Origin of the sequence: Actinoplanes campanulatus, assembly GCF_014647795.1 — a bacterium.
GTDB classification, from domain to species: domain Bacteria; phylum Actinomycetota; class Actinomycetes; order Mycobacteriales; family Micromonosporaceae; genus Actinoplanes; species Actinoplanes campanulatus.
This window is the reverse complement of the sequence record NZ_BMPW01000025.1, coordinates 75,633-100,149: the sequence shown is the minus strand read 5'-3', so window position 1 is coordinate 100,149 and position 24,517 is coordinate 75,633. Positions and strand designations below refer to the sequence as shown.

Annotated in this window: 22 protein-coding genes; 16 read left to right on the top strand and 6 right to left on the bottom strand. The window is 70.7% G+C overall.

Features of this window, described 5'->3' with window-relative positions; genetic code table 11:
- The first annotated feature begins 91 nt into the window (after positions 1 to 91).
- The 6 genes from IEZ13_RS38055 (at position 92) to IEZ13_RS38030 (ending at position 4,921) form a co-directional block, all read left to right on the top strand.
- Positions 92 to 643 (top strand): RNA polymerase sigma factor, encoded by a 552-nt coding sequence (locus tag IEZ13_RS38055; protein WP_183226326.1) that lies wholly within the window; start codon positions 92 to 94, stop codon positions 641 to 643.
- Complete coding sequence (locus tag IEZ13_RS38050) at positions 640 to 1,509, top strand: anti-sigma factor (RefSeq protein WP_183226327.1); 870 nt, start codon at positions 640 to 642, stop codon at positions 1,507 to 1,509. The genes IEZ13_RS38055 and IEZ13_RS38050 overlap by 4 nt, the downstream gene beginning before the upstream one ends.
- A complete protein-coding gene (locus IEZ13_RS38045) occupies positions 1,506 to 2,201 on the top strand; it encodes a hypothetical protein (RefSeq protein ID WP_183226328.1) in 696 nt (231 codons plus the stop codon). The genes IEZ13_RS38050 and IEZ13_RS38045 overlap by 4 nt, the downstream gene beginning before the upstream one ends.
- The gene (locus IEZ13_RS38040; protein WP_183226329.1) at positions 2,198 to 3,013 is read left to right on the top strand and encodes a hypothetical protein; all 816 of its coding nucleotides are present in this window, start codon (positions 2,198 to 2,200) and stop codon (positions 3,011 to 3,013) included. Before IEZ13_RS38045 ends, IEZ13_RS38040 begins: the two co-directional genes overlap by 4 nt.
- An 11-nt stretch (positions 3,014 to 3,024) precedes the next feature.
- Entirely contained in the window at positions 3,025 to 3,918 is an 894-nt protein-coding gene (locus IEZ13_RS38035) for an ABC transporter ATP-binding protein (protein ID WP_183226330.1), read from the top strand.
- 394 nt (positions 3,919 to 4,312) lie between these two features.
- Positions 4,313 to 4,921, top strand: a complete 609-nt coding sequence (locus tag IEZ13_RS38030) for an LGFP repeat-containing protein (protein ID WP_183226331.1) — start codon at positions 4,313 to 4,315, stop codon at positions 4,919 to 4,921.
- On the opposite strand, the gene IEZ13_RS38025 is transcribed toward IEZ13_RS38030, so the two are convergent.
- Positions 4,810 to 6,951: a PAS domain-containing sensor histidine kinase gene (locus IEZ13_RS38025; protein ID WP_423243955.1), complete on the bottom strand. Its 2,142-nt coding sequence runs from the start codon at positions 6,949 to 6,951 to the stop codon at positions 4,810 to 4,812. The two genes, IEZ13_RS38030 and IEZ13_RS38025, sit on opposite strands and share 112 nt — an antisense overlap.
- Positions 6,952 to 7,123: 172 nt before the next feature.
- Here IEZ13_RS38025 and IEZ13_RS47095 point away from each other — a divergent pair, with 172 nt between their 5' ends.
- The gene (locus IEZ13_RS47095; protein WP_183226332.1) at positions 7,124 to 7,282 is read left to right on the top strand and encodes a hypothetical protein; all 159 of its coding nucleotides are present in this window, start codon (positions 7,124 to 7,126) and stop codon (positions 7,280 to 7,282) included.
- Here the strand turns inward: IEZ13_RS47095 and IEZ13_RS38020 are convergent.
- Positions 7,269 to 8,432, bottom strand: a complete 1,164-nt coding sequence (locus IEZ13_RS38020; RefSeq protein ID WP_183226333.1) for a MalY/PatB family protein — start codon at positions 8,430 to 8,432, stop codon at positions 7,269 to 7,271. The genes IEZ13_RS47095 and IEZ13_RS38020 overlap by 14 nt on opposite strands.
- A 194-nt stretch (positions 8,433 to 8,626) precedes the next feature.
- Here IEZ13_RS38020 and IEZ13_RS38015 point away from each other — a divergent pair, with 194 nt between their 5' ends.
- Positions 8,627 to 9,202, top strand: a complete 576-nt coding sequence (locus IEZ13_RS38015) for a DUF4291 domain-containing protein (RefSeq protein ID WP_183226334.1) — start codon at positions 8,627 to 8,629, stop codon at positions 9,200 to 9,202.
- Positions 9,203 to 9,251: 49 nt separating this feature from the next.
- Here the strand turns inward: IEZ13_RS38015 and IEZ13_RS38010 are convergent, their stop codons facing one another.
- Positions 9,252 to 10,037, bottom strand: coding sequence for a maleylpyruvate isomerase N-terminal domain-containing protein (locus tag IEZ13_RS38010; RefSeq protein ID WP_183226335.1), 786 nt, complete (start codon positions 10,035 to 10,037; stop codon positions 9,252 to 9,254).
- A gap of 84 nt (positions 10,038 to 10,121) precedes the next feature.
- Positions 10,122 to 11,687, bottom strand: coding sequence for an AraC family transcriptional regulator (locus IEZ13_RS38005; protein WP_203834054.1), 1,566 nt, complete (start codon positions 11,685 to 11,687; stop codon positions 10,122 to 10,124).
- Between the two features lie 113 nt (positions 11,688 to 11,800).
- On the opposite strand from IEZ13_RS38005, the gene IEZ13_RS38000 reads away from it, so the two are divergent.
- The 8 genes from IEZ13_RS38000 to IEZ13_RS37965 all read left to right on the top strand — a co-directional run bounded on the left by IEZ13_RS38000 (position 11,801) and on the right by IEZ13_RS37965 (position 21,794).
- The gene (locus IEZ13_RS38000) at positions 11,801 to 13,636 is read left to right on the top strand and encodes a siderophore-interacting protein (protein ID WP_183226336.1); all 1,836 of its coding nucleotides are present in this window, start codon (positions 11,801 to 11,803) and stop codon (positions 13,634 to 13,636) included.
- A 41-nt stretch (positions 13,637 to 13,677) separates the two neighbouring features.
- Entirely contained in the window at positions 13,678 to 14,667 is a 990-nt protein-coding gene (locus IEZ13_RS37995; protein WP_183226337.1) for an ABC transporter substrate-binding protein, read from the top strand.
- 62 nt (positions 14,668 to 14,729) lie between these two features.
- Positions 14,730 to 15,707 carry a FecCD family ABC transporter permease gene (locus IEZ13_RS37990; protein ID WP_229795534.1) on the top strand — a complete coding sequence of 326 codons (978 nt, stop codon included), beginning with the start codon at positions 14,730 to 14,732 and terminating at the stop codon, positions 15,705 to 15,707.
- Between the two features lie 47 nt (positions 15,708 to 15,754).
- The gene (locus tag IEZ13_RS37985) at positions 15,755 to 16,786 is read left to right on the top strand and encodes a FecCD family ABC transporter permease (RefSeq protein ID WP_183226338.1); all 1,032 of its coding nucleotides are present in this window, start codon (positions 15,755 to 15,757) and stop codon (positions 16,784 to 16,786) included.
- Positions 16,787 to 16,917: 131 nt separating this feature from the next.
- On the top strand, positions 16,918 to 17,997 hold the full coding sequence (locus tag IEZ13_RS37980) for an alpha/beta hydrolase (RefSeq protein WP_183226339.1): 1,080 nt from the start codon (positions 16,918 to 16,920) through the stop codon (positions 17,995 to 17,997).
- Positions 17,998 to 18,050: 53 nt separating this feature from the next.
- Positions 18,051 to 19,721, top strand: a complete 1,671-nt coding sequence (locus IEZ13_RS37975) for an ABC transporter transmembrane domain-containing protein (RefSeq protein WP_183226340.1) — start codon at positions 18,051 to 18,053, stop codon at positions 19,719 to 19,721.
- Positions 19,718 to 21,469, top strand: coding sequence for an ABC transporter ATP-binding protein (locus IEZ13_RS37970; RefSeq protein WP_183226341.1), 1,752 nt, complete (start codon positions 19,718 to 19,720; stop codon positions 21,467 to 21,469). Before IEZ13_RS37975 ends, IEZ13_RS37970 begins: the two co-directional genes overlap by 4 nt.
- A gap of 28 nt (positions 21,470 to 21,497) precedes the next feature.
- Positions 21,498 to 21,794 carry a hypothetical protein gene (locus tag IEZ13_RS37965; RefSeq protein ID WP_183226342.1) on the top strand — a complete coding sequence of 99 codons (297 nt, stop codon included), beginning with the start codon at positions 21,498 to 21,500 and terminating at the stop codon, positions 21,792 to 21,794.
- 135 nt (positions 21,795 to 21,929) lie between these two features.
- On the opposite strand, the gene IEZ13_RS37960 is transcribed toward IEZ13_RS37965, so the two are convergent.
- Positions 21,930 to 23,570 carry a thiamine pyrophosphate-binding protein gene (locus tag IEZ13_RS37960; protein ID WP_229795532.1) on the bottom strand — a complete coding sequence of 547 codons (1,641 nt, stop codon included), beginning with the start codon at positions 23,568 to 23,570 and terminating at the stop codon, positions 21,930 to 21,932.
- Positions 23,567 to 24,340 (bottom strand): cyclase family protein, encoded by a 774-nt coding sequence (locus tag IEZ13_RS37955; RefSeq protein WP_183226343.1) that lies wholly within the window; start codon positions 24,338 to 24,340, stop codon positions 23,567 to 23,569. Before IEZ13_RS37955 ends, IEZ13_RS37960 begins: the two co-directional genes overlap by 4 nt.
- Positions 24,341 to 24,517: the final 177 nt, after the last annotated feature.

Genomic DNA, 24,517 nt, shown 5'->3' with positions numbered 1-24,517 from the left:
TGATCCTGGACGTACAGGTGAACCTTTCTCGCCCGCGGTTGCTACCCACCCGTCAAGCAGTGGTGCTACCACTGTTGTCCGGGAGGTGGGGATGGAAGCGGGCGGCGACGAGGCGTTGCTGCGGTCGATCGCGGCCGGTGACGCCGCCGCGCTGTCCCGCCTCTACGAGCGGCACGCCGGTGCCCTCTTCGGATATCTGCACCGGCTCGCCGGCGACCGGATGACCGCCGAGGAGATTCTGCAGGACACGATGCTCGCGGTCTGGCGGTCGGCGGGCGCCTTCGAGGGCCGGGCGAAGGTGACGACGTGGCTGTTCGGCGTGGCCCGCCGCCAGGCTCACAACCGGCTGCGCGGCCGGTCCGTACCCGAGCCCATCGGTCCCGACCTGTCCGACCGGCCCGATCAGGGCGCCGGACCGGATGAGCTGGCGATCGCCGCGGCCGGTGGGACGCCGGTGGCCGCCGCCATCGACCGGCTGCCCGAACATCATCGTGACGTGATCGCGCTGGTGTTCGTGGCCGGACTGCCGCTCGCCGACGTCGCCGAGGTGCTGGCCATCCCGGTCGGCACGGTGAAGAGCCGGCTGCATCATGCCCGGGCCGCCGTCGCCGCGGCGCTCACCGCTCAGGGGGTTCCGGAATGAAGGACCTGTTGCCCGCGTACGCCGCGGGGTCGCTGCCGGAAGCCGACCGGGAACGCGTCCGCCTCCACCTCGCCGACTGCCCACGATGCCGGGCCGAACTGGCCTCCTGGCAGGCGATGGCCTCCGCGGACACCGAACCCCCACCCGACCCGGCGACTCTCGTGCGCGCCGTGCTCACCCGCAGCGCGCTGACGCCGCCGGCGAAGAGCCCGCCGCGCCGGCTGCGGCATCTGGCCGGGCTGATGGTGGCCGAGGCGCGGCTGATCCGGATCGCCGTGCCGATCGCCTCGGCGCTGGTGATGGCGCTCGGCGTGGGGCTGGTGCTGTTGCAGGCCACCGCCGGCGCCGACCTGGTGCTGGCTCTGGTGGCGCCGATCGTGGCCGCCGCCGGGGTCGCGGGCACCTATCGCGCCGGCCACGACCCGGCCGCCGAGGTGGTCGCGGCCACCCCGACCTCGGGCCGGTTGCTGTTGCTGGTCCGCATCGCGCTGGTCTTCGGGTACGACCTCGCGCTGGCCGTGACGGCGTCGGCTGTCCTGGCCGCCACCGGCACGGCCGGCGCCGCGAGCCTGAACACGCTGGTCACCGCCTGGCTCGGCCCGATGGCTCTGCTGTCGTCGGTCAGCCTGCTGATCGCCGTCCGGTTCGGACCGGACGTCGCGCTCGGCGCCGCTGTCGGACTGTGGGCGGTCCGGGTGCTGATCGGTGGGGTCCTCGTCCGTGACGGCTGGCTGGCCCGGCTCGTCGTGGAGGTCTGGACCACGAACGCATCGGTGCTGACGGTCAGTGCCGCTCTCACGATCGTCGCGTTCATTCTGGCCGGGCGTGAACCTCCCGGTGTCCGGCACGCTACCCACCGGGTGTGAGACCGATAACCCTCTGGCGGTACGAGGCACGCCGTACCGGATGGGCCGCAGTTCTGGGCCCACCGCTGGCCGTCGCCCTCGGCATCGCGGCCGCGCTCGCCTATCCGGAACCGAGCGACACGACCACCGCCCGGATCCTGCTCGGCGGTTTGGAGATGGCGGTTCCGCTCGCCGCCGCCGTCGTCTGCTCGACATTGATCGGCCAGGACCCGGCCCGCGAGGTTCAGCTCACCGTGCCCACCCCGTACCGGATCACGTTGTTGCGCCGGATGATCGTGGTCCTGAGCTGGACCGCCGCGGTCGCCGTGCTGGCCGCGGCCGTGCTGATCGTGACCGGCTGGTGGGCGCGCTGGCCGCAGAACCACGGCGCTTTCGCCGGGCAGCTCACCTGGCTGGCCCCGATGCTCGGGCTCAGCGGTCTGGGGTTCGCGGCCGGCGCGGTCCTGCGCAGCCCGGCCGCGGCCGGCGCGATCGTCACCACGGTGTGGGCGATCCAGCAGTTCTTCGCCGACGCGGTGCAGGAGCACCTGCCGGGCCGGTTGCTGTACCTGTTCGCCACGACCCGGGGTGCGGCCACGGATGACTGGCTCGCGAACCGGCTCGTGCTGGTCGGCGCGGGCGCCGTACTGGTCGCTCTCGCTCTGATCCTGCTGGGCCGCCCGGAACGCCTGATCAGTGAGGAGGACGAGTGACCGCCTTCGGTGCCAGCCTGCGCTACGAGTTCCGGATGCAGGTTCGTAAACGGTCGGTGTGGATCGTGCCCGCGTTGACGCTGGTTCTGTTCGTGCTGATCGGTGGCAGTCTGCTGCGGGATCTGTTCGACCCGGGGGAGCGGCCGCTCGATCCGCGGACCGGGGTGGTGGGCCTGGCCGTGCAGTTGCATGCGCTGCTGGCGATCGGGTTCGGTTGCCTGCTGGCCGACCGGCTGGTCCGCGACGACCGGCTGGGCGTGGCGCCGATCCTGGACGCCACCCCCGCCTCGCCGGCCGCCCGGCTGCTGGGCAAGTATCTGGGTGCCGCCGCGGCGACGGCCGTCCCGATCGCGTTGGCCTACTTCGGGTTCGCGGCGGCGTACGCGATCGATATCGGACAACCGGTGGCCATGGCCTGGGCGCTGGCCGCGTTCGCAGTGGTGATCGTGCCGGGGTTGCTGCTGGTGGCGGCGTTCGCGTTGGCCGTACCCATGATCATGCCGGCGCCGCTGTTTCGGGTCCTGTTCGTCGGCTACTGGCTGTGGGGCAACATCGTCTCCCCGGAGATGATGCCCACCCTCGCCCGGACGCTGTTTCATCCCCTCGGCGGCTATCCGCTCGACGTGCTGTTCGACTTCCACGGCATCGACGGCGAGGACACGTGGGCCGGCCCCGTCGCCGGCGCGACGCTGAACGTGCTGCGCCCCGACCCGACGCCCGCGCTGGCCCTGCTGTCCATCGTTCTGCTGCTCATCGTCTCCGCGGCCGCGCTCGCCGGTGGCCACGTTCTTCGCGCCCGCCGCATCCGCTGAAAGGACCGTCCATGCGTATCGAGATCTCCGGTCTGACGAAGACGTACCGCGGTGGGGTGCATGCCATCGACGGCCTTGACCTGGATATTCCCACCGGGATGTTCGGTCTGCTCGGCGCCAACGGCGCCGGCAAGACCACGCTGATGCGGATTCTGGCGGGCATCGTACGGCCGTCGGCCGGCCGGGTCGTGGTCGGCGGGCACGACATCGCCTCGGGACCGGGGCGGACCGCTGTCCAACGTGAGCTGGGCTATCTGCCGCAGGACCTCGGTGTCTATCCCGACCTGACGGCCCGTCAGTTCCTCGACTATGTGGCGCTGCTCAAGGGCATGGACGACCGCTCGGCGCGCCGCCGCCGGGTCGGCGAGTTGCTCGAGGTGGTCGCTTTGACCGAGTACGCCGACCGGCGGCTGCGCGGCTTCTCCGGGGGCATGCGGCAGCGGGTGGGTATCGCGCAGGCCCTGTTGGCCGATCCGCGGTTGCTGATCGTGGACGAGCCGACCGCGGGTCTCGACCCGGAGGAGCGGATCCGGTTCCGGACGCTGCTGTCCCAGTTCGCCGGTCGTCGTACGGTGCTGCTGAGCACGCACATCGTCGACGACATCGGACAGACCTGCCGTGAGGCGGCCGTGCTGGCCAAGGGCAGGATGATCTTCCGTGGCACGGTCGAGGAACTGACCCGCCGGGCTCGGGGCCGGGTGTGGGAGGTCGTCACCGATGGGCCGGCGCCGGCCGAGGGCACGGTGGTGTCGGCGCTGCCGCACGACGACGGCATGCGTTACCGGGTGGTCGCGCGTACCGCGCCGTCCGCGCAGGCCCGTCCCCTGGATCCGAGCCTGGAGGACGGCTACCTGGCCGTCACGGCCGATCAGGCTGCCGCCGGGCGGGAGCCGGCTTCCCGCTAGGTCGGCCGGGTGAGAGCAGCACTGACGAAGCCGGGACGTGTGTTCATCGAACGGAAAGCTCCTCCTCGGCCGGTAGACACCTTGAGGGATACACCGAAGAGCGCCGTTCCGGCGAGAACGACGGCGGCCTGGCCCGCGAACTGGCCGAGGACATGTGCCGCCGGGCCACCTGACCGGCGCCTGAAGCGCGAGAGGGCGGGTCGCCGGCGGCTGCCGAAGGCGTTGAACAGGCTGCGGATCAGGGTCCGGTCGTGGGCCAGTCGGGTGATCCGGTAGATCGGCGGTTCTTCCGGCCAGGGCCACGCGGAACCTCCGCGAGCCGCGAGCCCCGAGTGGTATGCCTTCTTTCGGCGTTTGTGAAAGGTAAAAGCCGGACTATTACGGGGGAAATACCATGTCCAAGCGGCTGATGTTCAAGGCGGCGACGGTTTCGGTGAGCCTCGCGGTGACCGCGCTGATCGGTTCCGCGCCGGCGCGTGCCGGTGAGGGCAGCTACCACTGCGGCGTTCTCGTCTACGGTGCGATCGAGGACAAGTACCTGTCGCTCAACGCGCAGAACGGGCAACTCGGGTGTCCCACGACGACCGAGGCGGACGCGGCGGGCGGCGGCCGGCAGCAGTGGTTCAAAGGCGGAAGCGTGTTCTGGCATTCGCGGACCGGCGCACACGTCGTGTGGGGCGCGATCCTCTCCAAGTGGGTGCAGTACGGGCGCGAGGGCGGCTACGGCTACCCGCTCACCGATGAACTGACCACACCTGACCGCGTCGGCCGGTACAACCACTTCGAGCGCGGCGGTTCGATCTACTGGACCCCGGCAACCGGAGCGCACACCGTCTACGGCGCCATCCGCAGCCAGTGGGCGGCGAAGGGCTGGGAACGCGGCTGCCTGCGCTACCCGATCGCCGATGAGGCGGACACTCCGGGCGGCGGCGGCCGGTACCAGCAGTTCCAGGGCGGCTCGATGTACTGGACGCCGAACGGTGGGGCGCACTCCACCTGCTGACGCTGTGTCACCTGTCCGCCGTGGGCTGGGCGGGCAGGTTGACCGTGAAGACGGTCAGGGGTTCCGCGGGGTCGCTGACGCTGATGGCGCCGCCGTGCTGCTCGACCACGGCGCGCGCCAGGGTGAGGCCCAGACCGGAGCCGGGTATGCCGCTGTGCCGGACGGCGTCGCCGCGGAAGAACAGGTCGAACAGGTGGCCGCGCTCGCTCGCCGGTGTTGGAGACGTTGAGCACGGCGGCGTACGCGTCGGCGGTCAGGCGCACCCCGATCGTGGAGCAGTCCGGCGCCCAGGCCAGCGCGTTGTTCAGCAGTTCGTCGGTGACCTGGCGCAGCCGCTCCGGATCGCCCTGGATCGGCATCGTGGCGGGTGCGTCGACCGCGATGGTCACGTCCCGGCGTGTGCGCTCGCGTGCCGCGTCCACCGCCTGGTGGACGACGGAGACCAGGTCCATCGGCCGCCGGTGGACCTCGAGGTGGCCGGATCGCAGGCCGGCCACGTCCAGCAGCTTGTCGACGATGATGGAGAGGATGCCGACGTTGCGGTGCATCACCTGCACCATGTCGCGGTGGTCGCGGGCGAGGCCGGGCTCGTCGAGCAGCAGTTCGGTGTAGGACAGGATGCTGGTCAGTGGCGTGCGCACCTCATGGCCGACCAGCGCGGCGTACTCGTCCCTGGTGCGGTCCAGTTCGGCGGCGAGGCTGTCGGCGCGGCGGCGCTCGAGGAATCCGCCCAGTCGGGCGCCGATCCCGGTCAGGATCGCGGTCCGGGTGTCGTCGGGCACCTCGGTGGTCTCGCTGTAGCAGACCAGCACACCGAGCACGTCGGTGCCGCTGGACATCGGGATGGCGAGCGCGGCGGGCAGTGGCGCCCGCTCCTCGGCGAGGTCCGTCGACCAGAGCGGCTGGTTGCTCTGCCAGGCCCTGGCGGGAAGCCCGCCGTCGGGCGGCAGCGGTTCGCCGTCGGCGCAGACCCGGCCGCACCCGCTGGCGTCCCAGCAGGCGGCGCGGCGCAGGACCGGCCCGACCTCGTCGACGATCCAGACCTCGGTCACCGCCCATCCGATCATCGAGCCGACGAGCTGCACCACATTGACGAGCACCTCGTCGGTGGGTTCGGCGCTCGCGAGGAGCCTCGAGGTCCGCAGTTCGCACTCCTGCAGGCGGGCGGCGCGCCGCAGCGCCGTCACGTCGTTCATCGCCACCACGGCGACGACGTCGGCGCGGCCTTCGATCGGCCCGGCATGCATGAGGAAGGTACGGGCCGGCGCATCCGGTGTGCGCATGACGACCTCGGCCTCGTGGACATGCCGGTCGTGCAGCGTGTCGACCAGGGGGTTGCCGGCCTCGGGCAGCGGATGCCCGGCCGGGTCGAACAGGCCCAGCCGCTGCGGCCACTGCTCGGCGGGGGCGCCGTCGAGCCGGTCGCCGGTGAGCGCCCGTGCCGCGTCGTTGCACAGCACCGGCAGCCCGAGCCAATCGCAGCCCAGCACCGCGGTGTGCAGGCTGTCGGCGAGCATCTGCATTGTTTCGTGCTGCTGTCGTTGCAGCTGTTGGCGGGCCAGGATCTCGGCCTCCGCCTGCCCGATGCGCTGGCGTAGTTCCTCGGTGAGCCGGCCCAGCTCCGCGCCGGCGGTCTGGGCGAGCATGAACGCGGTGACGTCCTCGGGCCGCTGCACGATGAATTCCAGGTCCCCGTGGGCGTTGACCAGCGGGGCGTGCAGCGGTGCCCAGTACCGGGTCGCGAAGCCGCCGCCGGGCTGCGGGACGTCGTACCTCTGGACCGGCATCACATCGGGGGCACGGTCGCGCAGCACCCGCTGCAACGATGCCCCGATCGCCTCGACGCCGCGGGCCTCCGGGTCGTCGGGGTTGTCGGGGAAGGCGTCGAAGATGTGCCGTCCGACGATGTCCTCGCGCCGGGCGATGGTGGCCGCGAGGTAGGCGTCGCTCGCCTCGACGATCATCAGGTCGGGATCGAGGACCAGCATCGGCGTCGGAGCACGCCGGAACAGGAGCCGGTAGTCGATCACGCCTTACCATTTTAGGGGAATGCGAGGTATGTGTCCGGTCGTCGGCCCTTGAGCGGGCGGATGCAGCGCTCGAGCCACCCCGCTGTTCAAGGTGAACGACAAATAGGTTCCCGAACGGAGAAATACGGGTGATACTGCCGCCGAAAGCGAGACCGATGAACGGGGAGCCAGCATGTCTGTGAACGCTGTGGAGTTCCGTGGCGCAGACCACCGGCCGGCACAGGACGATGCGCCGAAGCAGGAGACCGACCGCAGCGCCGAAGCGATGCAACGGCTTCGTCAACCCTTCGACCTCGACCTCGGGGCCGGTGAGCCGGCTACCTCGCGGTGAGCGCGCGCGTCATCCGGTGAACGGCTTCGGTGATCAGTTCGGGTGAGGTGCCGAGGTTGAGGCGTGCGTGGCCGGCGCCGCCGGTGCCGAAGATCGGACCGGAGCTGAGGGCGACCCGGCCGCGTTCGAGGAAGGCGGCCGCGGGGTCGTCGCCGAGGCCGAGCGCCCGGCAGTCGAGCCAGGCGAGATAGGTGGCCTCGCCCGGCCTGTAGCGGACCTGCGGCAGGTGTTCGGCGAGCAGGGCGGCGAGAAGGCGGCGGTTGTCGTCGAGGCCGGCCAGCAGCGCGCCGAGCCAGTCGCCGCCGTCGCGGAGAGCCGCGATGTGGGCGATGACGCCGACGTGGCTGGGGCTCTCCTTGGCCCACCAGGGGACGCGGGCCAGGTCGTCGGCGGCGTCCGGGCCGGCGACCGCGAGCGCGGCCTTCAGACCGGCGAGGTTGAAGGCCTTGGAAGCGGACAGCACGGCGAAGGCGTTTCCGGCGCCGGGGACGCTCAGGTATGGGGTGAACACCGCGCCCGGGAGCACGAGCGGCGCGTGGATCTCGTCGGCCACGACCCGGACACCGTGCCGGGCGGCCAGAGCGGCGACGGCCGTGAGCTCGTCGGCGGTGTGCACGGCGCCGGTCGGGTTGTGCGGGTTGCACAGCAGGTAGACCGGCCGTGGTCCGCGGTTCGTGGCCCGGCGGAAGGCGTCCTCCAGAGTGGAGTGGTCGATGCGGCCGCCGGTGCCGAGCGGGGCCTCCTCGATGACGCGGCCGGTGTGCCGGACGAAGTCGTAGAACGGCTGGTAGACCGGGCAGTTGATCACGACGGCGTCGGTGCGGTCGCTGATGACGTCGAGGACCTCCAGGATGCCCTGCATGACGTCGGGAACCATGGTGGTGCGCTCCACGGCGAGGCCGCCCCAGTTCCACCGCTCGCGGGCGAAGTCCGAGAACGCCTCGGCGTAGCCGGTCCCGGCCGGGTATCCCGTGTCACCGCGCCGTACCGCGGCGGTGACGGCGTCGACCACCGGTTCGGCGAGCAGCACGTCCATCTCGGCGACGAACATCGGGAGCACGTCACTCGGGTAGGTCCGCCACTTCTCGCTGGTGCGGGTGCGCAACTGGTCGAGCGAAAGCTGACGTAACGGGTTCGCAGCGTGTGTCACAGAACAAAAGATAGGTGACCTTGGTGGCGAAGACTTCGCCTCCTTCGCCGGGTCCGAGAGCTGGAACGTGCCGGAACCATCCGTGGCTGTCGTGCCGTCATCGATCCGGCTGCGGTCGGGCTCGGCTTCGAGGTGCTGGTCTTCATCTACCTGCGGCGGAAATCCGGTCGCGGCGGCGACCGCGAACCTCGACGATGGGGCGCGTGAAACACGAGATCAGAGCGGTGTACGACGACAGCACGATCACCGTCTACCAGGCCTACTCGCCGCTGATCGCCGTGCCGGCCGTCAGCGCGGGGCGGTTCGTGCCGCCGTTCAAACGGGAGCGGATGACCTGGATCAAGCCGTCGTTCCTGTGGATGATGTACCGCTGTGGCTGGGCCACCAAACCCGGCCAGGAGCACGTCCTCGCCATCTCGATCACCCGGGCCGGCTTCGAGTGGGCGCTCGACAACGCCGCCCTCAGCCACTACGTGCGCGGTGTCCACCCCGACCGCGTCACCTGGCGGCGTGCGCTCAAACAGGCGCCCACCCGTGTGCAGTGGGACCCGGAGCGCGATCTGCACCTGCGTGAGCTGCCCTACCGTTCCCTGCAACTCGGCCTCGGCGGTGCGGCGGTGCCCCTCTACGCCGACGAGTGGATCACCGGGATCACCGACGTGACCCCACTGGTGCGCCGCATCCGGGGTCACCTCGACGCCCGTGACGTGGACGCGGCGACGGCGCTTCTCCCGGCGGAACGGCTCTACCCGTACCGTGAAAATGGTTGATGTTGGGGTTTATCGGGCCCTGGCGCACCGCGCCAAGGCCCGGAGACGATCAGAAGCCGGGGAAGACGGCGCGCAGCTGGTCGAGGGTGATGGCGCCGGTCACCGTGGTGCCGTCGGGGGTGTGTTCCGGGGCGAGCCGCCCGTAGAGCAGCCGCAGCGCGGACTCCAGCGAGCCGGTGAACGTCGCGGTGGCGGGCAGGGTTTCGGTGGTGAGCCGCGCCGATTCGTCGATGACGATGCGGTACGAGGTGCCGCTGATCTCGACGACGGCGTGGCCGGGCGCCTCCTTCGGCCGGGCGATGAAACCGAGGAGGAAGCCCAGGCCGCCGCTGAGGTGTTCGGCGAGGACCTCGGCCGAGCCGTCGGCGAGGGTGGCCGCCGGGTCGAGGCCCGCCCGCACGTCCCAGGTGTGGTGGGCGACCTCGCTCAGCCGTAGTGCGGCGAACGACGCGAACGGCACCGGATCGGGCAGGAAGGTCTTGACCCGTAGGTCCTCGTGACGGTCCTCGGGCACGGATTCGAGTCCGGTGACCAGCGCCTGATTCGCGTCGATCGAGCCGGTGGCCTGGTCCCGTGGGCTCATCGCGTTCCAGCGGTCCCACACGCCCTGGTTGAAGTCGGAGCCGGGCGCCTGCGCCTCTCCGGTCGCCGCCCGGAAGCCGGCGAGGGTGATCTCGGCGCCGCTGCCGAGGTGCGACAGCACGTCGGCGACGGTCCAGGCGGAGGCGCCGGACGGGCCGGTGAGCTGCCCGTCGGACAGCCCCGGAACCAGATCCGCGAGACTGTCGTGCTCACTGCGCAGGGCCGCGATGGTGCGGCCGGCAAGAGTCGTCATGCGGCCAGCGTATGTCCGGACGAAGCCGTCCGCGGCAGGGGAACGAGATCGTTCGGTATCCGGACCCGTTGCCGGGGGCGGCGATCAGGACTTCTCGGTCTCGCGTTCCTGGTAGTCGCGTGGGGAAAGGCCGTGGAAGCGACTGAAGGCGGTGCTGAACGTCGGCAGGTGGGCGTAGCCGACGCGGCGGGCCACGGTGCTGGGTTGGGCGCCACCGACCAGCAGGTCACGGGCGATGCGCATGCGGGCGGCGTAGCGCCAGCGAGCGAAGGCCATGCCGGTCTCGTCGCGGAAGGCCCGGTGAACCTCGGCGGGGACGTCGAACGCGGCCGATTCGCGGGAGACGTCGATGTGGCGCAGGTAGTCCATCGCCGCCGCACGCGCACGCGGGTCGGTGGGCATCGGCACCGACAGCGCTCGTTGCGTGACGACCTGTTCGGCGAACAGGTCGAGGATGTGCCGGGGATCGTAGTCATCGGGGTGCAGTCCGGATCGGGCGCTGATGGCGCAGTGCATCAGGTAGTCGTCCCAGGCGGGTGAGAACTGCACCTGTAGCGGTTCGGTCAGTTGGAGGTCATCGGTGCCGGCGCTGCCGAGGGGCAGCGAGATGGAGTTCTCGCGGAGACCGGTGATGTGCTTCAAGCCCGCGGGGATCCAGGTCGCGACGCCGCGGTGTCGTTCGTAACGGCTTTCGCCGATATCGAGGTATCCGCTGCCGCGGTACATCCAGCTCAGGACGTGCATGTCGTTGGTGTGCGGGGAGGTGCGGGCAGCAGGCAGCAGATCGGACGCGGCAGCGAAGGAGCCGTCGCCCCGCACCATGCGCATGAGCTCATCGGTCTGGCGTGCCAAGGTGGCGCGTGGTGTCAGGTCGACACGGGCGGAACTGGCGGCGAGCTTTCTGCCGAAGTCGTAGGGCGTCAGTCCGTACTGCTGCTTGAACGCGCGCGTGAAGCCGTTGCGGCTGGCGAAGCCCACCCGTGCGGCCACCTGGTCGGCGTCGAATCCCGCGGCCAGGAACTCGACCGCCGCGATCAGCCGGTTGCGCAGTCGCCACTGCTCGAAGGTGAGCCCGGTGCCGGCGAGGAAGTCGCGGCGCAGGGTTCGCGGGCTGGAGAGCGCCCTGGTCGCCCACTGCTCGACGGTGAGGTCGATCGCGGGGTCGCGGAGCAACTGCTCGGCCACCGCTCTGGCGCCGGTGGCTCTCGGCATCTCCGGCAGAGTCAACGGCGCAGGTGTAGGCGGGCGACGGCGAAGAAGATCGGTGATCGCGTCCTGGAAGTACCCGTGCCCGCTCAACGGGGTGACCTGCAGGTTGAAGTGCTGGATCAGCCAGTCCTGCCAACCGTCGGGGACCTCGAACCGGGTCGTTTCCGGCGGCCCGTCGGCACCGGCCTGGAACCACAGGGGGAAGGCGACCGTGCCTGGCTCGGTGATGATCGCACGGTGGTTCCACCCGGCCGCGGGAATCCATGTGCCCTGACCGGCGGTGAGGCGGAACACCGCGTCGCCGTCGATGCGCACGTGCGCGGTGCCGGTGCGGACCCAGATCAGCAGCGGGCGGCGGGGATGCCCCGTCGAGTCCGACCGCGCCGCCGGAATCGGCGGGGCATCGCTCGCGTCGGCGGGGAACAGGGGGGAGAGCGCCACGCCCCTAAACAATACGGCAGTCTGCGCACAGTAATCTAGGTGAGGATAGCCTAACCTAATCGCGGGCGCTGTTCCGTCGCTCTGTCAAACGACCAGGAAGGGCTGCCTCCAGCATGCCGAAGACCTCACGCCGGCTCACCGTGCACCCATTGACCCTGCGCGAGGTCGAGGTCATTCGGGTGGTGGACCTGACGCCGGGGATGCGGCGAATCACGCTGGGCGGCGAGCAGCTTAACGCGTTCACCTCGGCCGATGGCTTCCCCCAGCCCGCCTTCGACTCGCTCGGTTTCGACGACGACATCCGGCTCGTGTTCCGCTACCTCGGCCACACCGAGCCGGTGCTGCCGGTGCAGAAGGAGAGGGGCGTGGACCTGCCGAGAAGCCCCCGGCCCCTGTCGAGGGCCTACACGGTCCGACGCTGGAATGCTGAAACCGGCGAGTTGGACGTGGACTTCGTCAAACACGGCATCGGCGTGGGCACCACCTGGGCCTACCGCGCGCAACCGGGTGACCGCATCCACTTCTACGGCCCGAGCGCGTCGCGCGCGCTCCCGGTGGACGCGGACTGGCTCCTGGTCGCCGGCGACGACACCACCGTCCCCGCCGTCGCCCGGCTGTTGGACGAGCTGCCGGAGGGCACGCGGGCGCGGGTGTTCATCGAGGCCTCCCACCGGCTGGAGTTGCGCACGCCACCAGGGGTCGAGGTGACCTGGCTGGCACGCGAGGGCGCCGAGACGGTCCTGCTGGATGCGGTCAGGAACAGCGGCTGGTGGGATGGCCGGCCGTTCGCGTGGCTCGCCGGGGAGCACACGGCCGTGCGAGACCTGCGCCGCCATCTGGTCGAGGACCGCGGGGTGCCGAAGGAGGACATCGACTTCGCCGGGTACTGGCGTCGCGGCGAGGTCGTCGCCCTGGAGACCGACGCGGCGGTGCCCGACCCCGAGAAGTCGGCCACGCCGTTCGAGAGGCTTCATGCGCTGGCCGAGCTGATCGCGCCGTTGGCGCTGCGCACCGCCGTCGAACTGGACGTTCCCGAGCTGATCTCCCGTGGGGTCACCGGCGTGACAGACCTGGCCATCAAGACCGATTGCGACGAACGGGCTCTGGGCAAGCTGCTGCGCTACCTGCACACCCTGGACGTCCTGACCGAAACCGAACCCGGCCACTACCGGCTGACACCGGTGGGTGAGGTCCTGACGCTCGAGTTCGTCGCCGACAGACTGCACCCCGCCGGGGTGGTGGGTCGCGAGATGCTCGGCCTTCGCGGGCTCACCGAGTCGATCCGCACCGGCCGGCCGTCGTACGCCTCGGTCACGGGCCAGACCTTCGCCGAGGTGCGCGCCGAACAGGACTACGAGGACCGCTACCTGGAGCGCCTCGCGAGGTTCCAGCCCGCGCTGGCCGAGCCGATCGCCAAGTCCGGCATCCTCGAAGGTGTCGGGCACCTGGTGCTCCACTCCGGTGGCGCCGGCGCCCAGGCCCGGGAGTTCCTCGCCGCCCACCCCGACCTGCGGATCACGATCTGCGCGCTGCCCGCCCAGGCCGACTGGCTGCGGCGCGACCTGCCCGACACGATCCCCGACGACCAGCAGCGCGCACGGGTCAGCGTGGTCGAGCAGTCCGTCTTCGAACCCAGCCCGGCGGCGGATGCCGTCTTCATCATCCGCGCCTTCAAATCCCTGCCCGACGCCGACGCCGCCCATGCCCTTCGCCGAGCATCCGAGAGCGGCGGTCGCGTGTTGGTGATCGAGGAGACCTTCGACCTCGGCGACCTGGACGAGCACGACGGCGAAGCGGATCTGCTCGGCCTCACGGTGCACGGCTCCGGTCTGCGCACCGCCGCCGAGCTCGACGCGGTCATCACCCGAGCCGGACTCGCCCGCCATGCGACGCACACCGTCGGCTGGGGCGCCACCGTCCACGAGCTGGCGCCTGCCGACACCCACTGACTCCCCTTCGTACAAACAGGAAGAGAAAGAAGAGCACAACCATGCACAAAACACCTTTGGCACGACGCGGGACGGCCCTCGTCGCCGCACTCTTGAGCACCACGCTCGTCCTCACCGCCTGCGGCAGCGACGGCGCTGACACCGGCGGCACGGCGGCCGGCGAGACGCGCACCGTCACGGGCGGCAACGGCACGATCCAGGTGCCCGCCGACCCGAAGCGGGTAGCCACGATCGGCAACACGACTCTTCCGTTCATCGACATGGGTGGCAAGCCGGTGGGCGTCACCGAGGTGGGCGCCTCCGAACTCGGCCTCATTCCCGCGGAACAGAAAGCCACGTTCGAGGCGGCCACGAATCTCGGCTCCAGCGGCGACCAGGTCGACATGGAGAAGCTCGCCGGCCTGAAGCCGGACCTCATCCTGGCCCAGCTCCCCGGCAGCGAATTCGAGCAGATCAAGAAGCAACTGGAATCGATCGCCCCGACAGTCTTCTGGGGACTCGACGTCGAATGGAAGGCCCTTGCCGACGGCGTCTCGGCGGCCGGCAACGTGACGGCCGGGCTCACCGAACAGAAGGCGAAGTTCAAGGACAAGATCGCCAAGATCCAGCAGACGTACGGCCAGATCATCGGCGCCACCAAGTTCGTCAACGTCGATCGCTGGGAGAGCTCCGATCCCGGGACGTTCTCCATCGCCGACTTCGGTTGCGTCGAAATCGCCCAGGGCGACCTCGGCATAGACTTCCCCCGAGCGGCCGCCGGCGCAGACCCCCTGGGCTGGACGGCCCTGCCGTTCGAGCAGATCGCCGGGCTGTCCAAGTACGACGTGATCACCTACCCGGTCGACGCCGCGGGCCGGCCGAAGGCACCCTTCGCGCCGGTGGTCGCCACCAACACCTGGAAGGCGCTGCCCGCCGTGAACTCCGGTCGCGCGCTCGGGGTCTTCTGCCCCGGCAACAACTCCTACGGGCCCGTCCTGCAGTACCTGGACTCGCTCGACACCGCCCTGGCGACCCTGCCCGCCAAGGAGTGACAACGCTTTCCCTGCGCCACGACGGTCCGGGCACCGCGACGGTGCCCGGACCGCGTCGGCGCGTGACCGGGCTGGTCCTCGCGCTCGTGGCACTGCTGGCCGTGCTGGTGCTGAGCGTGATGATCGGGTCGACGACGATCGCGCCATCGGTGGTGTGGGACGCCCTGTTCCATCCGTCCGCCGACATCGATCAGTTCGCGATCCGTGACTACCGGCTGCCGCGCACCATCGTCGGCCTCGTCGTGGGTGCGGCCCTCGGCGTGGCGGGAGCGCTGATCCAGGCGCTGACCCGCAACCCGCTGGCCGATCCGGGCATCCTCGGCCTCCACGCGGGCGCCTCCTTCGCGGTGACGGTCGCCGTGGGGCTGCTCGGAGTCCGCGACATCGCCGGCTACATGTGGTTCGCCTTCGCCGGGGCCCTGATCGTCACCCTCATGGTGCTCGCCCTCGGGGCGACCCGGCAGGGGCAGTCACCGACGGTGATGGTGCTCGCCGGAGTTTGTGTCGGCGCGGTGCTCAGAGGTGCCGGGTCGGCGCTCGAACTGACCAACCCCGACGCGTTCGACGCCATGCGGTCCTGGAATGCCGGTTCGATCGTCGGCCGGCCACTCGATCTGGTGTGGCCGATCCTGCCGTTCCTCGCGGTGGCACTCATCCTGGCCGTCGCGGTGGCAGGCCCACTCAACGCCATGGCCATGGGCGACGACCTGGCGGTCGCCCAAGGCGTCCGGCTGGCCCGCACCCGCGTCCTCGCGATCATCGCGCTCACCCTGCTCGTCGGCGGAGCGACCGCGATCGCCGGACCCATCGGCTTCGCCGGGCTCATGGTGCCGCACGTGGCTCGCTGGATCGTCGGCCCGCACCAGCGCTGGATCTTCGCCTACAGCGTCGTGCTGGCCCCGATCCTGCTGCTGGCCTCCGACATCCTCGGGCGCATCATCATGCACCCGAGCGAGATCCCCGTCGGCATCGTCACCGCCTTCGTCGGAGCTCCCGTCCTCATCGCGCTGGTGCGGCGGAAGAAGGCGAGCGGACTGTGAGCACAGGCGTTTCGTCCGCGCGCCCCCGCTCAGCGAGAGGGCAGCGGGTGGACTTCGGGCGGCGGGTGCTGGTGCTGCGGCACCGGAGGATCTCGGTACGGCTCGAGCGGCGCTCGGTAGTCGTCTGCGCCGTGCTCGCGCTGGCGGCCGCGGGCATGGCGGTACTCGCGCTGATGACCGGCTCGTACCAGCTCAGTCCCGGGCAGGTGGTCTCCGCGCTGACCGGCGGCGAGACCGGGCTCGTCCACGACATCGTGGTCGAGTGGCGGCTGCCCCGGGTGGCGGCGGCGCTGGTGTTCGGCGCCGCGCTGGGTGTGAGCGGGGCGGTGTTCCAGTCGATGCTGCGCAACCCGCTCGCCGACCCCGGCATCATCGGGTTCTCCCAGGGCTCCTACACCGGCGCGCTGATCGTGATCCTGGTCGTCAACGGCACCTACATGCAGTTGGTCGGCGGGGCACTGCTGGGCGGGATGGCCACCGCCGTCGCCGTGTACGTGCTCGCCCATCGGGGAGGTGTGCAGGGATTCCGACTGATCGTCGTCGGCATCGGCTTGTCGGCGATGCTGGACTCGCTGAACACGTGGCTGATCCTCCAGGCCGATCTCGAGGTGGCGATGGCCGCCGCCGCGTGGGGTGCCGGCTCCCTCAACGGGGTCTCGTGGGATCAGGTGGTTCTCGGCGGCGCCTGCATCACCGTGCTGTTGCTGCTGGCGGGCATGTTGAGCCGGCCGATGCGACAGCTGGAACTGGGTGACGATGCGGCCGCCTCCCAAGGGGTGCGGGCCTCGCCCGTACGCCTCGGCCTGATCGTGGTGGGGGTCGCGCTGACCGCGACCGTGACGGCGGCGTCGGGGCCGATCGCGTTCATCTCACTGCTCGCCCCGCAGATCGCCCGCCGGCTCACCCGCACCGCGGGGATCACCCTCGCACCCGCCGCCTTCGTCGGCGCCCTGCTGTGTCTGGCGGCGGACTACATCGCCCAGCACATCGCCCCCACGCCTCTGCCGGTGGGAATCATCACCATCATGCTCGGCGGTGGCTATCTCGGCTGGCTGCTGTTCACCGAAGCCCGGAAGTAGAGATGTGAGAAATGGTCAATCCGTTTGTCGAGAAGCTGTCCACCGGCGAGTGGGATCCGGAACGGTTCAGACGGCACCTTGAGCGGACGGGTGCTCCGCTCGTCGAGCAGGTCGGTGCGGGTGAGGTGGAGGTGACGTTCGTCGACGAGCCCGGGGCCGACACGACGGTCACCCTCGCGGTCGTCCTCGGCCCCAAGATCGCCTTCAACCGGATCGACACGGAGTTCACCGCGGTGCCCGGGACGCCGTTCCGTACGCTCACTCTGCGGATGCGTTCCGATCTGCGCTTCTCGTATGTGTTCACACGATGCGCGGCGGCGGGGGATGAACAGCAGGTTCCGGACCCGTTCAACCCGCCACCGAGATTCTCCGAGTGCTCGGTCGATAGGTTCTCCGGGGCATCCGTGGCGGTGCTGCCCGACGCGCTGCCGTTGCCCTGGCTGGACCAGGCCGAAGCGCAGCCGGCCCCGGCAATGGAGTCTGCCGTGCTGGCGAGCCAGCTGCTGGGAAACGAACGCCGCATCTGGGTCTCGATGCCCCCTGGCGAACTCTCGGGCGAGCGCGCACTGCCGTTCGTGATTCATTTGGACGGTACGCCGGAGCACAGCGCGCCGAGTGTTCGTGACGCCCTGGTCCGGGCGGGACTGATTCGGCCCTGTGTGGTGGTCCTCGTCGATCAGCTCGGACCGCGGCGCTACAAGGAGCTGCTCTGCGATCCGGCGTTCTCCCGGATGCTTGTCGAAGAGCTGCTGCCCTGGCTCCGCGACAGGTATCCGCTCTCACGGGACCCCGGCGACGTGGCGCTGGCCGGCGAGAGCTTCGGTGGTCTGTGCGCCGGGTGGACAGCGCTCCATCACCCGGCAACGTTCGGCAACGCCATCATCCAGTCCCCTTCGTGCGGGTACCACCCTGAACTGAAAGGGGGCACCGGGGCGGGTGAACTGCTGCGCCGTACCCCCATGCCGACGCTGATCGCCGACTTTCTGGCCGCGGAACCGGCACCGATCCGCATCTTCCACGATGCCGGCGAGCTGGAGGGCTCGAACACGCACAGCCGCTGGCTGGACCATGTGCTCACCGGCAAGGGTTACGACACCGTCTACCGGGAGTTCGCCGGCGGACACGACTACGCATGGTGGCGAGGGCTCTTCGCCGATGCCCTGCGCTGGTGCTTCCCGGTCAAGGCGGAACGCGCACGGGAGAGCCATTGAGGCGCGCCGATCCGAGCGGGCTGGGGCGAGGGCCGCTGACGAGGTGGCTGCCGGTGCTGTGGCAGGCGCCGGCCGAGCCACCTGATGTGTGGCCGTTCGAGGTCAGGGCGGGTGACAGCTCGGGCCGGTTCGTGGCGCGTGTCATCTTCTCACTGCCGCGGGTCACGATCCCCGCGATGCTGCTGGCGGTCGTGTGGCAGGTCGGCGAGTCGGCGGTCCCGGTGGTGATGGGAGTCGCGATCGACCGGGCGCTGGCGACCGGGGACGCCGGGCAGCTGGTGATGTGGATCGGTGTGCTGGTGGCGCTGTATGTCGCGCTGACGGCGGCGGCCAGGCTCACCAATCGGCTCAACGCCTATGCGATCCAGTTGTTGCAGCACCGGCTGCGGGCCACCCTCTCGACCCGTGTGCTGCATCCCGGCGGCGGCCTGGCGCGGGCACCGGACGGCGAGGTGGTCTCGGTCATGACCAACGACGTCGCCCGCCTGGCCAACGCCGGCCTGCTCGTCGTTCTGCCGATCGCGAGGATCGCCGCCATCGGGTTCATCGCCGCCTCGCTGCTGGTGACGCACTGGCCACTGGGAGTCGCGGTGCTCCTGGGCACGCCCGCGGCGGTCTGGTTGATGGGCGTGCTCAGCGAACGGCTCTCCCGGGACACCCGCGAATACCAGGGCCTCCTCGCCGGAACCGTTGGACGGGCCGCCGATCTGGTCGCCGGTTACCGGGTGATCAAAGGGGTGCGTGCCGAGGCCGAGGCGACCAGGCGATACCGGCAGGCCAGCCGGGAGACGCTCGTGGGCGCCCAGCGCAACGTCGGTCTGCTCGGCAGGTTTCTCGTGGGCTCCGGCATCGTGAACGGTGTGTTCGTCGCCGCGGTGACCGGGCTGGCGGGCTGGTTCACGGTGAATGGACAGTTGAGCATCGGCGGTTTGATCACCGCGGTCGGCCTCACCCAGGCGCTGATGCCGCAGATGCAGTCGATCGCGAGCGCGTCCATCCCCAACCTCGCGAGCGCCCGCGCATCGGCCGCACGCATTCTGGACGCGCTGCGGAACACCGGCACCGAAACAGTCACACCCGCGCCCGGCGACGGGACACCTCCAGAGGTCACACCGGTGCCGGTGCTGGACGTGTCCGTGTCCGGCGCGTTGATCCGGGTGCGGCCGGGCGAGCTGGTGGGGGTACGCGCCGATGACCGGACCGCCACCCGCATCGCCGACGCGCTGCTGAACCCGCGGGCCGGCAACGACATCGAGGTACGTCTCGACGAACGGCCGGCGCACCAGCTGACCTCAGCGGAGTACCGCTCCCTTGTCACCGTCGCCCCCCACCGGGTGACGTTGTTCAGCGGAACCGTTCGCGACAACCTCGCCCTGCCTGCCCGTGCTCCGGAACCGCTGGAGGCGGCGGTGCGGGCGGCGGCCGGTGAGGACTTCGCCGCCGATCCGGACGTCCCGGTCGGCGAGGGCGGCAACCGCCTCTCCGGCGGCCAGCGTCAACGAGTCGCGCTCGCCAGAGCCCTGGCGGCCGACGCACCGTTGCTGGTGCTGCACGACCCGACCACCGCGGTCGACTCGGTGACCGAACAGAAGATCGCCGAGCGCCTACGGGGCGTCCGCGCGAGCCGCTCGACGTTGCTGATCGCCTCGTCCCCGGCGCTGCTCGGCTGCTGCGACCACATCGTGGACCTACTCGCGGTACTCGAAAGGCCGGTGGCGTCATGACCGGGACAAGCGCGGTGGCCGAGGATGCGCTGCCGGTCGCGGACGGACGCGAAACGGCAAGGGAGGTCTGGCGGCTCAGCCGCGGGCACCGGCTCCGCCTCGCCGTCGTCGGGGTGCTCGGGATCGTCAGCACCACCGTCGACCTGATCCCGCCGGTGGCCATCGGGTTCCTCATCGACCGGGCGCAGGCAGGCACCGCCGGCCTCGGCACCGTGCTGACCGTCACGGCGGTCATGACATTCTCGGCAGTCCTCGGAACGGCGGGCACCGCGGTGACGATCGTGCTCGCCACCCGTGCCTATCACGCCGTCCTCGCCGCGCTCCGCGAAGAGCTGGTCGCCCGCGCCCTGACGCTGCCGCAACACGCCGTGGAGCGGGCCGGCGCCGGGGATCTGATCTCGCGGTCCAGTGACGACGTGACCGCCGTGGCCGATGCCGCCCCCGCGGTGATCCCCGTGGTCACCGTCACCGCGTTCACCATCACCGTGTCCCTGGGCGGGCTGGCGGCGCTGGACCGGCCCTACGCGGCCGCCCTCGCCGTCGTGTTGCCCGTCTACGTGTTCGCGATGCGGTGGTACCTGCGCACCGGGCCACCGGTGTACCGCGCCGAGCGGGCGGCGATGAGCGCCCGTGCCCAGCAGATCGTCGAATCCCAGCGAGGCCATGCGACAGTGCTCGGCTTCGGACTCGGCGAACAGCGCCACCGCACCGTGATGACCGCCTCCTGGGCTGTCGCGGTGCAGACGCTGCGGGCGCGCACCGTGCAGAGCATGCTCAACGCCCGCCTCAATCTCGGCGAGTGCCTGAGCCTGGCCGCCGTCCTCGTGGTCGGCTTCGTCCTGATCGACCACGGAACCTCGACCGTCGGTGGTGCGACCACCGCCATGCTGCTCGTGCTGCGCCTGCTCAGCCCGGTCAACCAGCTGATGTTCGTGATCGACACCCTCCAGTCCGCGCTCGCATCGCTGAACCGCATGATCGGCGTCACCACCATGCCTGTCGCGGACACCGCAGACGAGCCGCCCACACCACGGGGCACCGCCCATGCCGTCCGGCTCCGGGGCGTCGCGTTCGGCTACGGGACCGGTCCTCGTGTGCTGGAGGACATCACTCTCGACATCCCCACCGGGCAGCGCATCGCCGTCGTCGGCGCGTCCGGGGCGGGGAAGACCACCCTGGCGTCCGTGATCGCCGGCATCCACCCACCCGATACCGGAACCGTGGCCCGTCCCGGCAGCACCGCGGTGATCACCCAGGAGATCCACGTGTTCGCCGGGACCCTGCGCGACAACCTCACCCTCGCCGCCCCCGACGCGACCGACGACCAGCTGCGCGCCGCGCTCGACACCACCGGCGCAGCGGAATTGCTCGACTTGCTGCCGGACGGCCTCGACACGATGGTCGGCGTCGGCGGACATCCACTCACCGACGCCCAGGCACAACAGCTCGCCCTCGCCCGCCTGCTGCTCACCGACCCCGACCTCGCCATCCTCGACGAGGCAACCGCCGAGGCCGGCTCCACGCAGTCGGGGCTGCTCGACCGGGCAGCCGATGCGGCTCTCGCCGGCCGTACCGGGCTGGTGATCGCCCACCGGCTCACCCAAGCCGCCGCGTGCGACCGGATCGTGGTGATGGAGCACGGCCGCATCACCGAGAACGGGACGCACGCTGATCTGATCGCCGCCGGCGGCGTCTACGCCAGGCTGTGGTCGGCGTGGGAGGCCGGGCAGGGCGCCGGTGTGGTATGAACCTCATCCGAGAAAGATAGGAGTCGGGATGCCGGCGCTGAGCGAACACATGAATGTCTACACGACAGCGATCGCGGTCCTGGAAAATAAAGGATTCTCAATCTGGTACGACAGGGAACGCGACACCTTTTGTGCCGAGCGGGATGGCTGGGACTTCTGGGCAGACAATCCGATTTCCCTACTCGGTCTGGCGGCGATATTCGAATACAAGAAGCCGAGCGAGTACACCAACCGTTGGTGGGAGACCGAGGGCGGCATCCGCTACCCGAACGTTCCCGAGACCGCACCCGAGTACACCCCGGCCTACGGTCACTCGCTGCGGTAACCGGTGTCGGCCGGCCGACGAAGTCCGCACATCGGGTAGCACATTAGTTCGAACGGGCTACGGTCAGCTCATCGGCTTGTCGAGTGCCTCGCGCCTGATCCATTGGAGCAGGACGAGCGGGTCCGTGGTCATCCGTCAGTGGCCGTGGAAGGCCTCCTCCAGCCACCAGGACGGGCGGCCGGCCGCCACCTTCGCGTCGACCACCATCGGGACGTCGCGTGGGCCGGCCAGCCACTCGCGGACCGGGGCGAGATCGTTCGGGCCGCGTACCGTGACCGCGGCGCAGCCGTGTCCGCGGGCGATCGCGGCCAGGTCGGTCTCCGGGAAGACGACCGTGGAGATCGGGTGGCCGGCCGGGCCGAAGTGGTGCACTTCGGCGCCGTACGCCTCGTCGTTCCAGATCACGATGAGCATGCCGAGGCCGAGCCGGCGGATCGTGTCGAGTTCGGCGATGCCCATCAGGAAACCGCCGTCGCCGCACGCCGCGACCGGCAGCCGGCCGGGGCTCGCCAGGGCCGCACCGAGGGCGGTGGCCAGGCCCAGGCCGATCGACTGGAACGCCTGCGTGAAACAGAACCCGCGATGATCCGGGACGGACATGAACATCGACGGGTAGCCCATGAAGTTGCCCGAGTCGACGGACACCACCCGCTCGGCGGGCAGCAGGTCGTCGAGGGCGATCGCCAGCGTCCGCGGGTCGATGTGGGTGTCGTCGCCGTCGTCGTCGAACGGCACGTCACGCCACCGTGAGCCGGCGCGCAGCTTCTCCCGTACCGTATCGGTCCGATAGGCGACCCGGTGGCCGGTGAGCGCGGCAGCCACCGCGACCGCCGTCGGCCCCGCGTCGCCGCAGACACCGAGATCGATGCGATGGTGGGCGCCGAAGGCGGCCTCGTCCAGGTCCACCTGCACCACCACGGCGTCCGGGCCGATCAGCGAACCGTGCCGGCTGGTCCACATGTTCAGCGACGCGCCCCAGGCGACCACCACGTCGGCGGCCCGGATCAGCTCGGCCGCCACCGGGGTGGCGAAGCCGCCGGAGACGTCCAGGTTCCACTCGTCGCCGGCGAACAGGCCCCGCGCGACCGCCGACGTGGCGAGCAGCGCGCCGCATGCCGCGGCCAGGTCGGCCACCTCGGCGCCGGCCGCGACCGCGCCCCGGCCGGCGATGAACACCGGCCGTTCGGCCCGGCCCAGCAGATGGGCCAGAGCGGTCACCGCGTCGTCGGAGGCGCGGGGCGGCTGCACCGCCGGCGCCGGTGGCGGATCGGCCGGCTCGGCGGCCGCGGCCTGCACGTCCAGCGGCAGGTTGAGCACCACGGTCCGCCGTTCACGCACCGCGGTCCGCCAGGCCCGCGCGGTGTCGGCGACCGCGGTCGCCGCGCTGTGCACCCGGTCCGGGACCGCGCCGACCGCGCGGGCCAGCGCGTCCTGATCCACCCGGAAGTTCGAGGTAAGCGCGGTCGCGGCCGGCTCCGCGGCCAGAACGACCATCGGGGTACGGCTTTTCGCCGCCTCCGCGATGCCGGTCATGGCGTTCGTCAGCCCGCAGCCCTGATGCACCGTGACCAGCCCGGGGCGGCCGCTGACCCGCGCGTACGCGTCGGCCGCCGTGGCCGCGCCACCCTCGTGCCGGGTCGCCACGAACCGTGCCCCGTGCGCGACGAGGGCGTTGGTGACGTGGAAGTTGCCGCTGCCCACGACGCCGAACACCCGGTCCGCGCCGAGTTTCGCGAGCGTCTCGCCGACCAGGTCGGCCACGGTCAGGTCGCTCACTGTTCGATCAGGGCCAGAACTCGCACCGGGCTGCCGGAACCGCCGACGATCGGCAGCGGCGGCGCGATCACCACGGCCCCGGTCGGTGGCAGCCGGTCCAGGTTGCGCAGTTGGGTGAGCCCGTACTTGTTCGCCCCCAGCAGGTAGGAGTGGCACGGGAACGGCGGGTCGAACGAGTGCGCGGCGCCCGCGTCGGTGCCGACCGTCTCCACGCCGATGCCGATCACCGGCGACTCCTCGGCCAGCCATCGTGCGGCCTCCACCGACACGCCGGGGGTGTGCGGGCCGGTCTCATCGGCGTTCAGGAACGCCTGCTGGTCGCCGGATCGGGCGTCCCAGCCGGTGCGCAGCAGCAGCCAGCCACCCTCCGGCAGCGGCCCGTGTCCGGCCTCCCATTCGCGGATGTGCCGCACCTCGAGCAGGAAGTCCGGGTCCTTCGCGGCCCGGTCGGCGACGTCGACGACGACCGCCGGGGCGACCAGCCGTCGCGGCGGCACCTGCGACACGTCGTCGCCGTCGCGGCCGGTCACCCAGTGGATCGGCGCGTCGAAGTGGGTGCCGGTGTGCTCGCCGGTGTGGATGTCGTTCCAGTACCAGGCGGGGCCGCGGTCGTCGTAGCGGCTGATCTCCTCGAGACCGAACGGGATCGTGTTCGCGAACGGTGGCGGCAGCTGCAGTATCGGCGTGCTCGCGGACAGTGGCGCGGTGAGGTCGACGACCTCGATCGCGCCACTGTCGAGTCCGGACAGCAGGGCTTTCAGAACGCTCATCGGCTTTCTCCACGCGGGCGAGGTCGTCGGTGACGGTCCGAGGGTACGGCCGCACCGATCCTCTGGGCGCGCAGCGACGCTCCGGGCCGTCAGATTTTCGCGGAAACCCTTCCCCCCATTCGTGTACGGGGAAAGCGCGCGTCAGAAGCACGCACGGCGGGCCGTGGCGACGCGGCT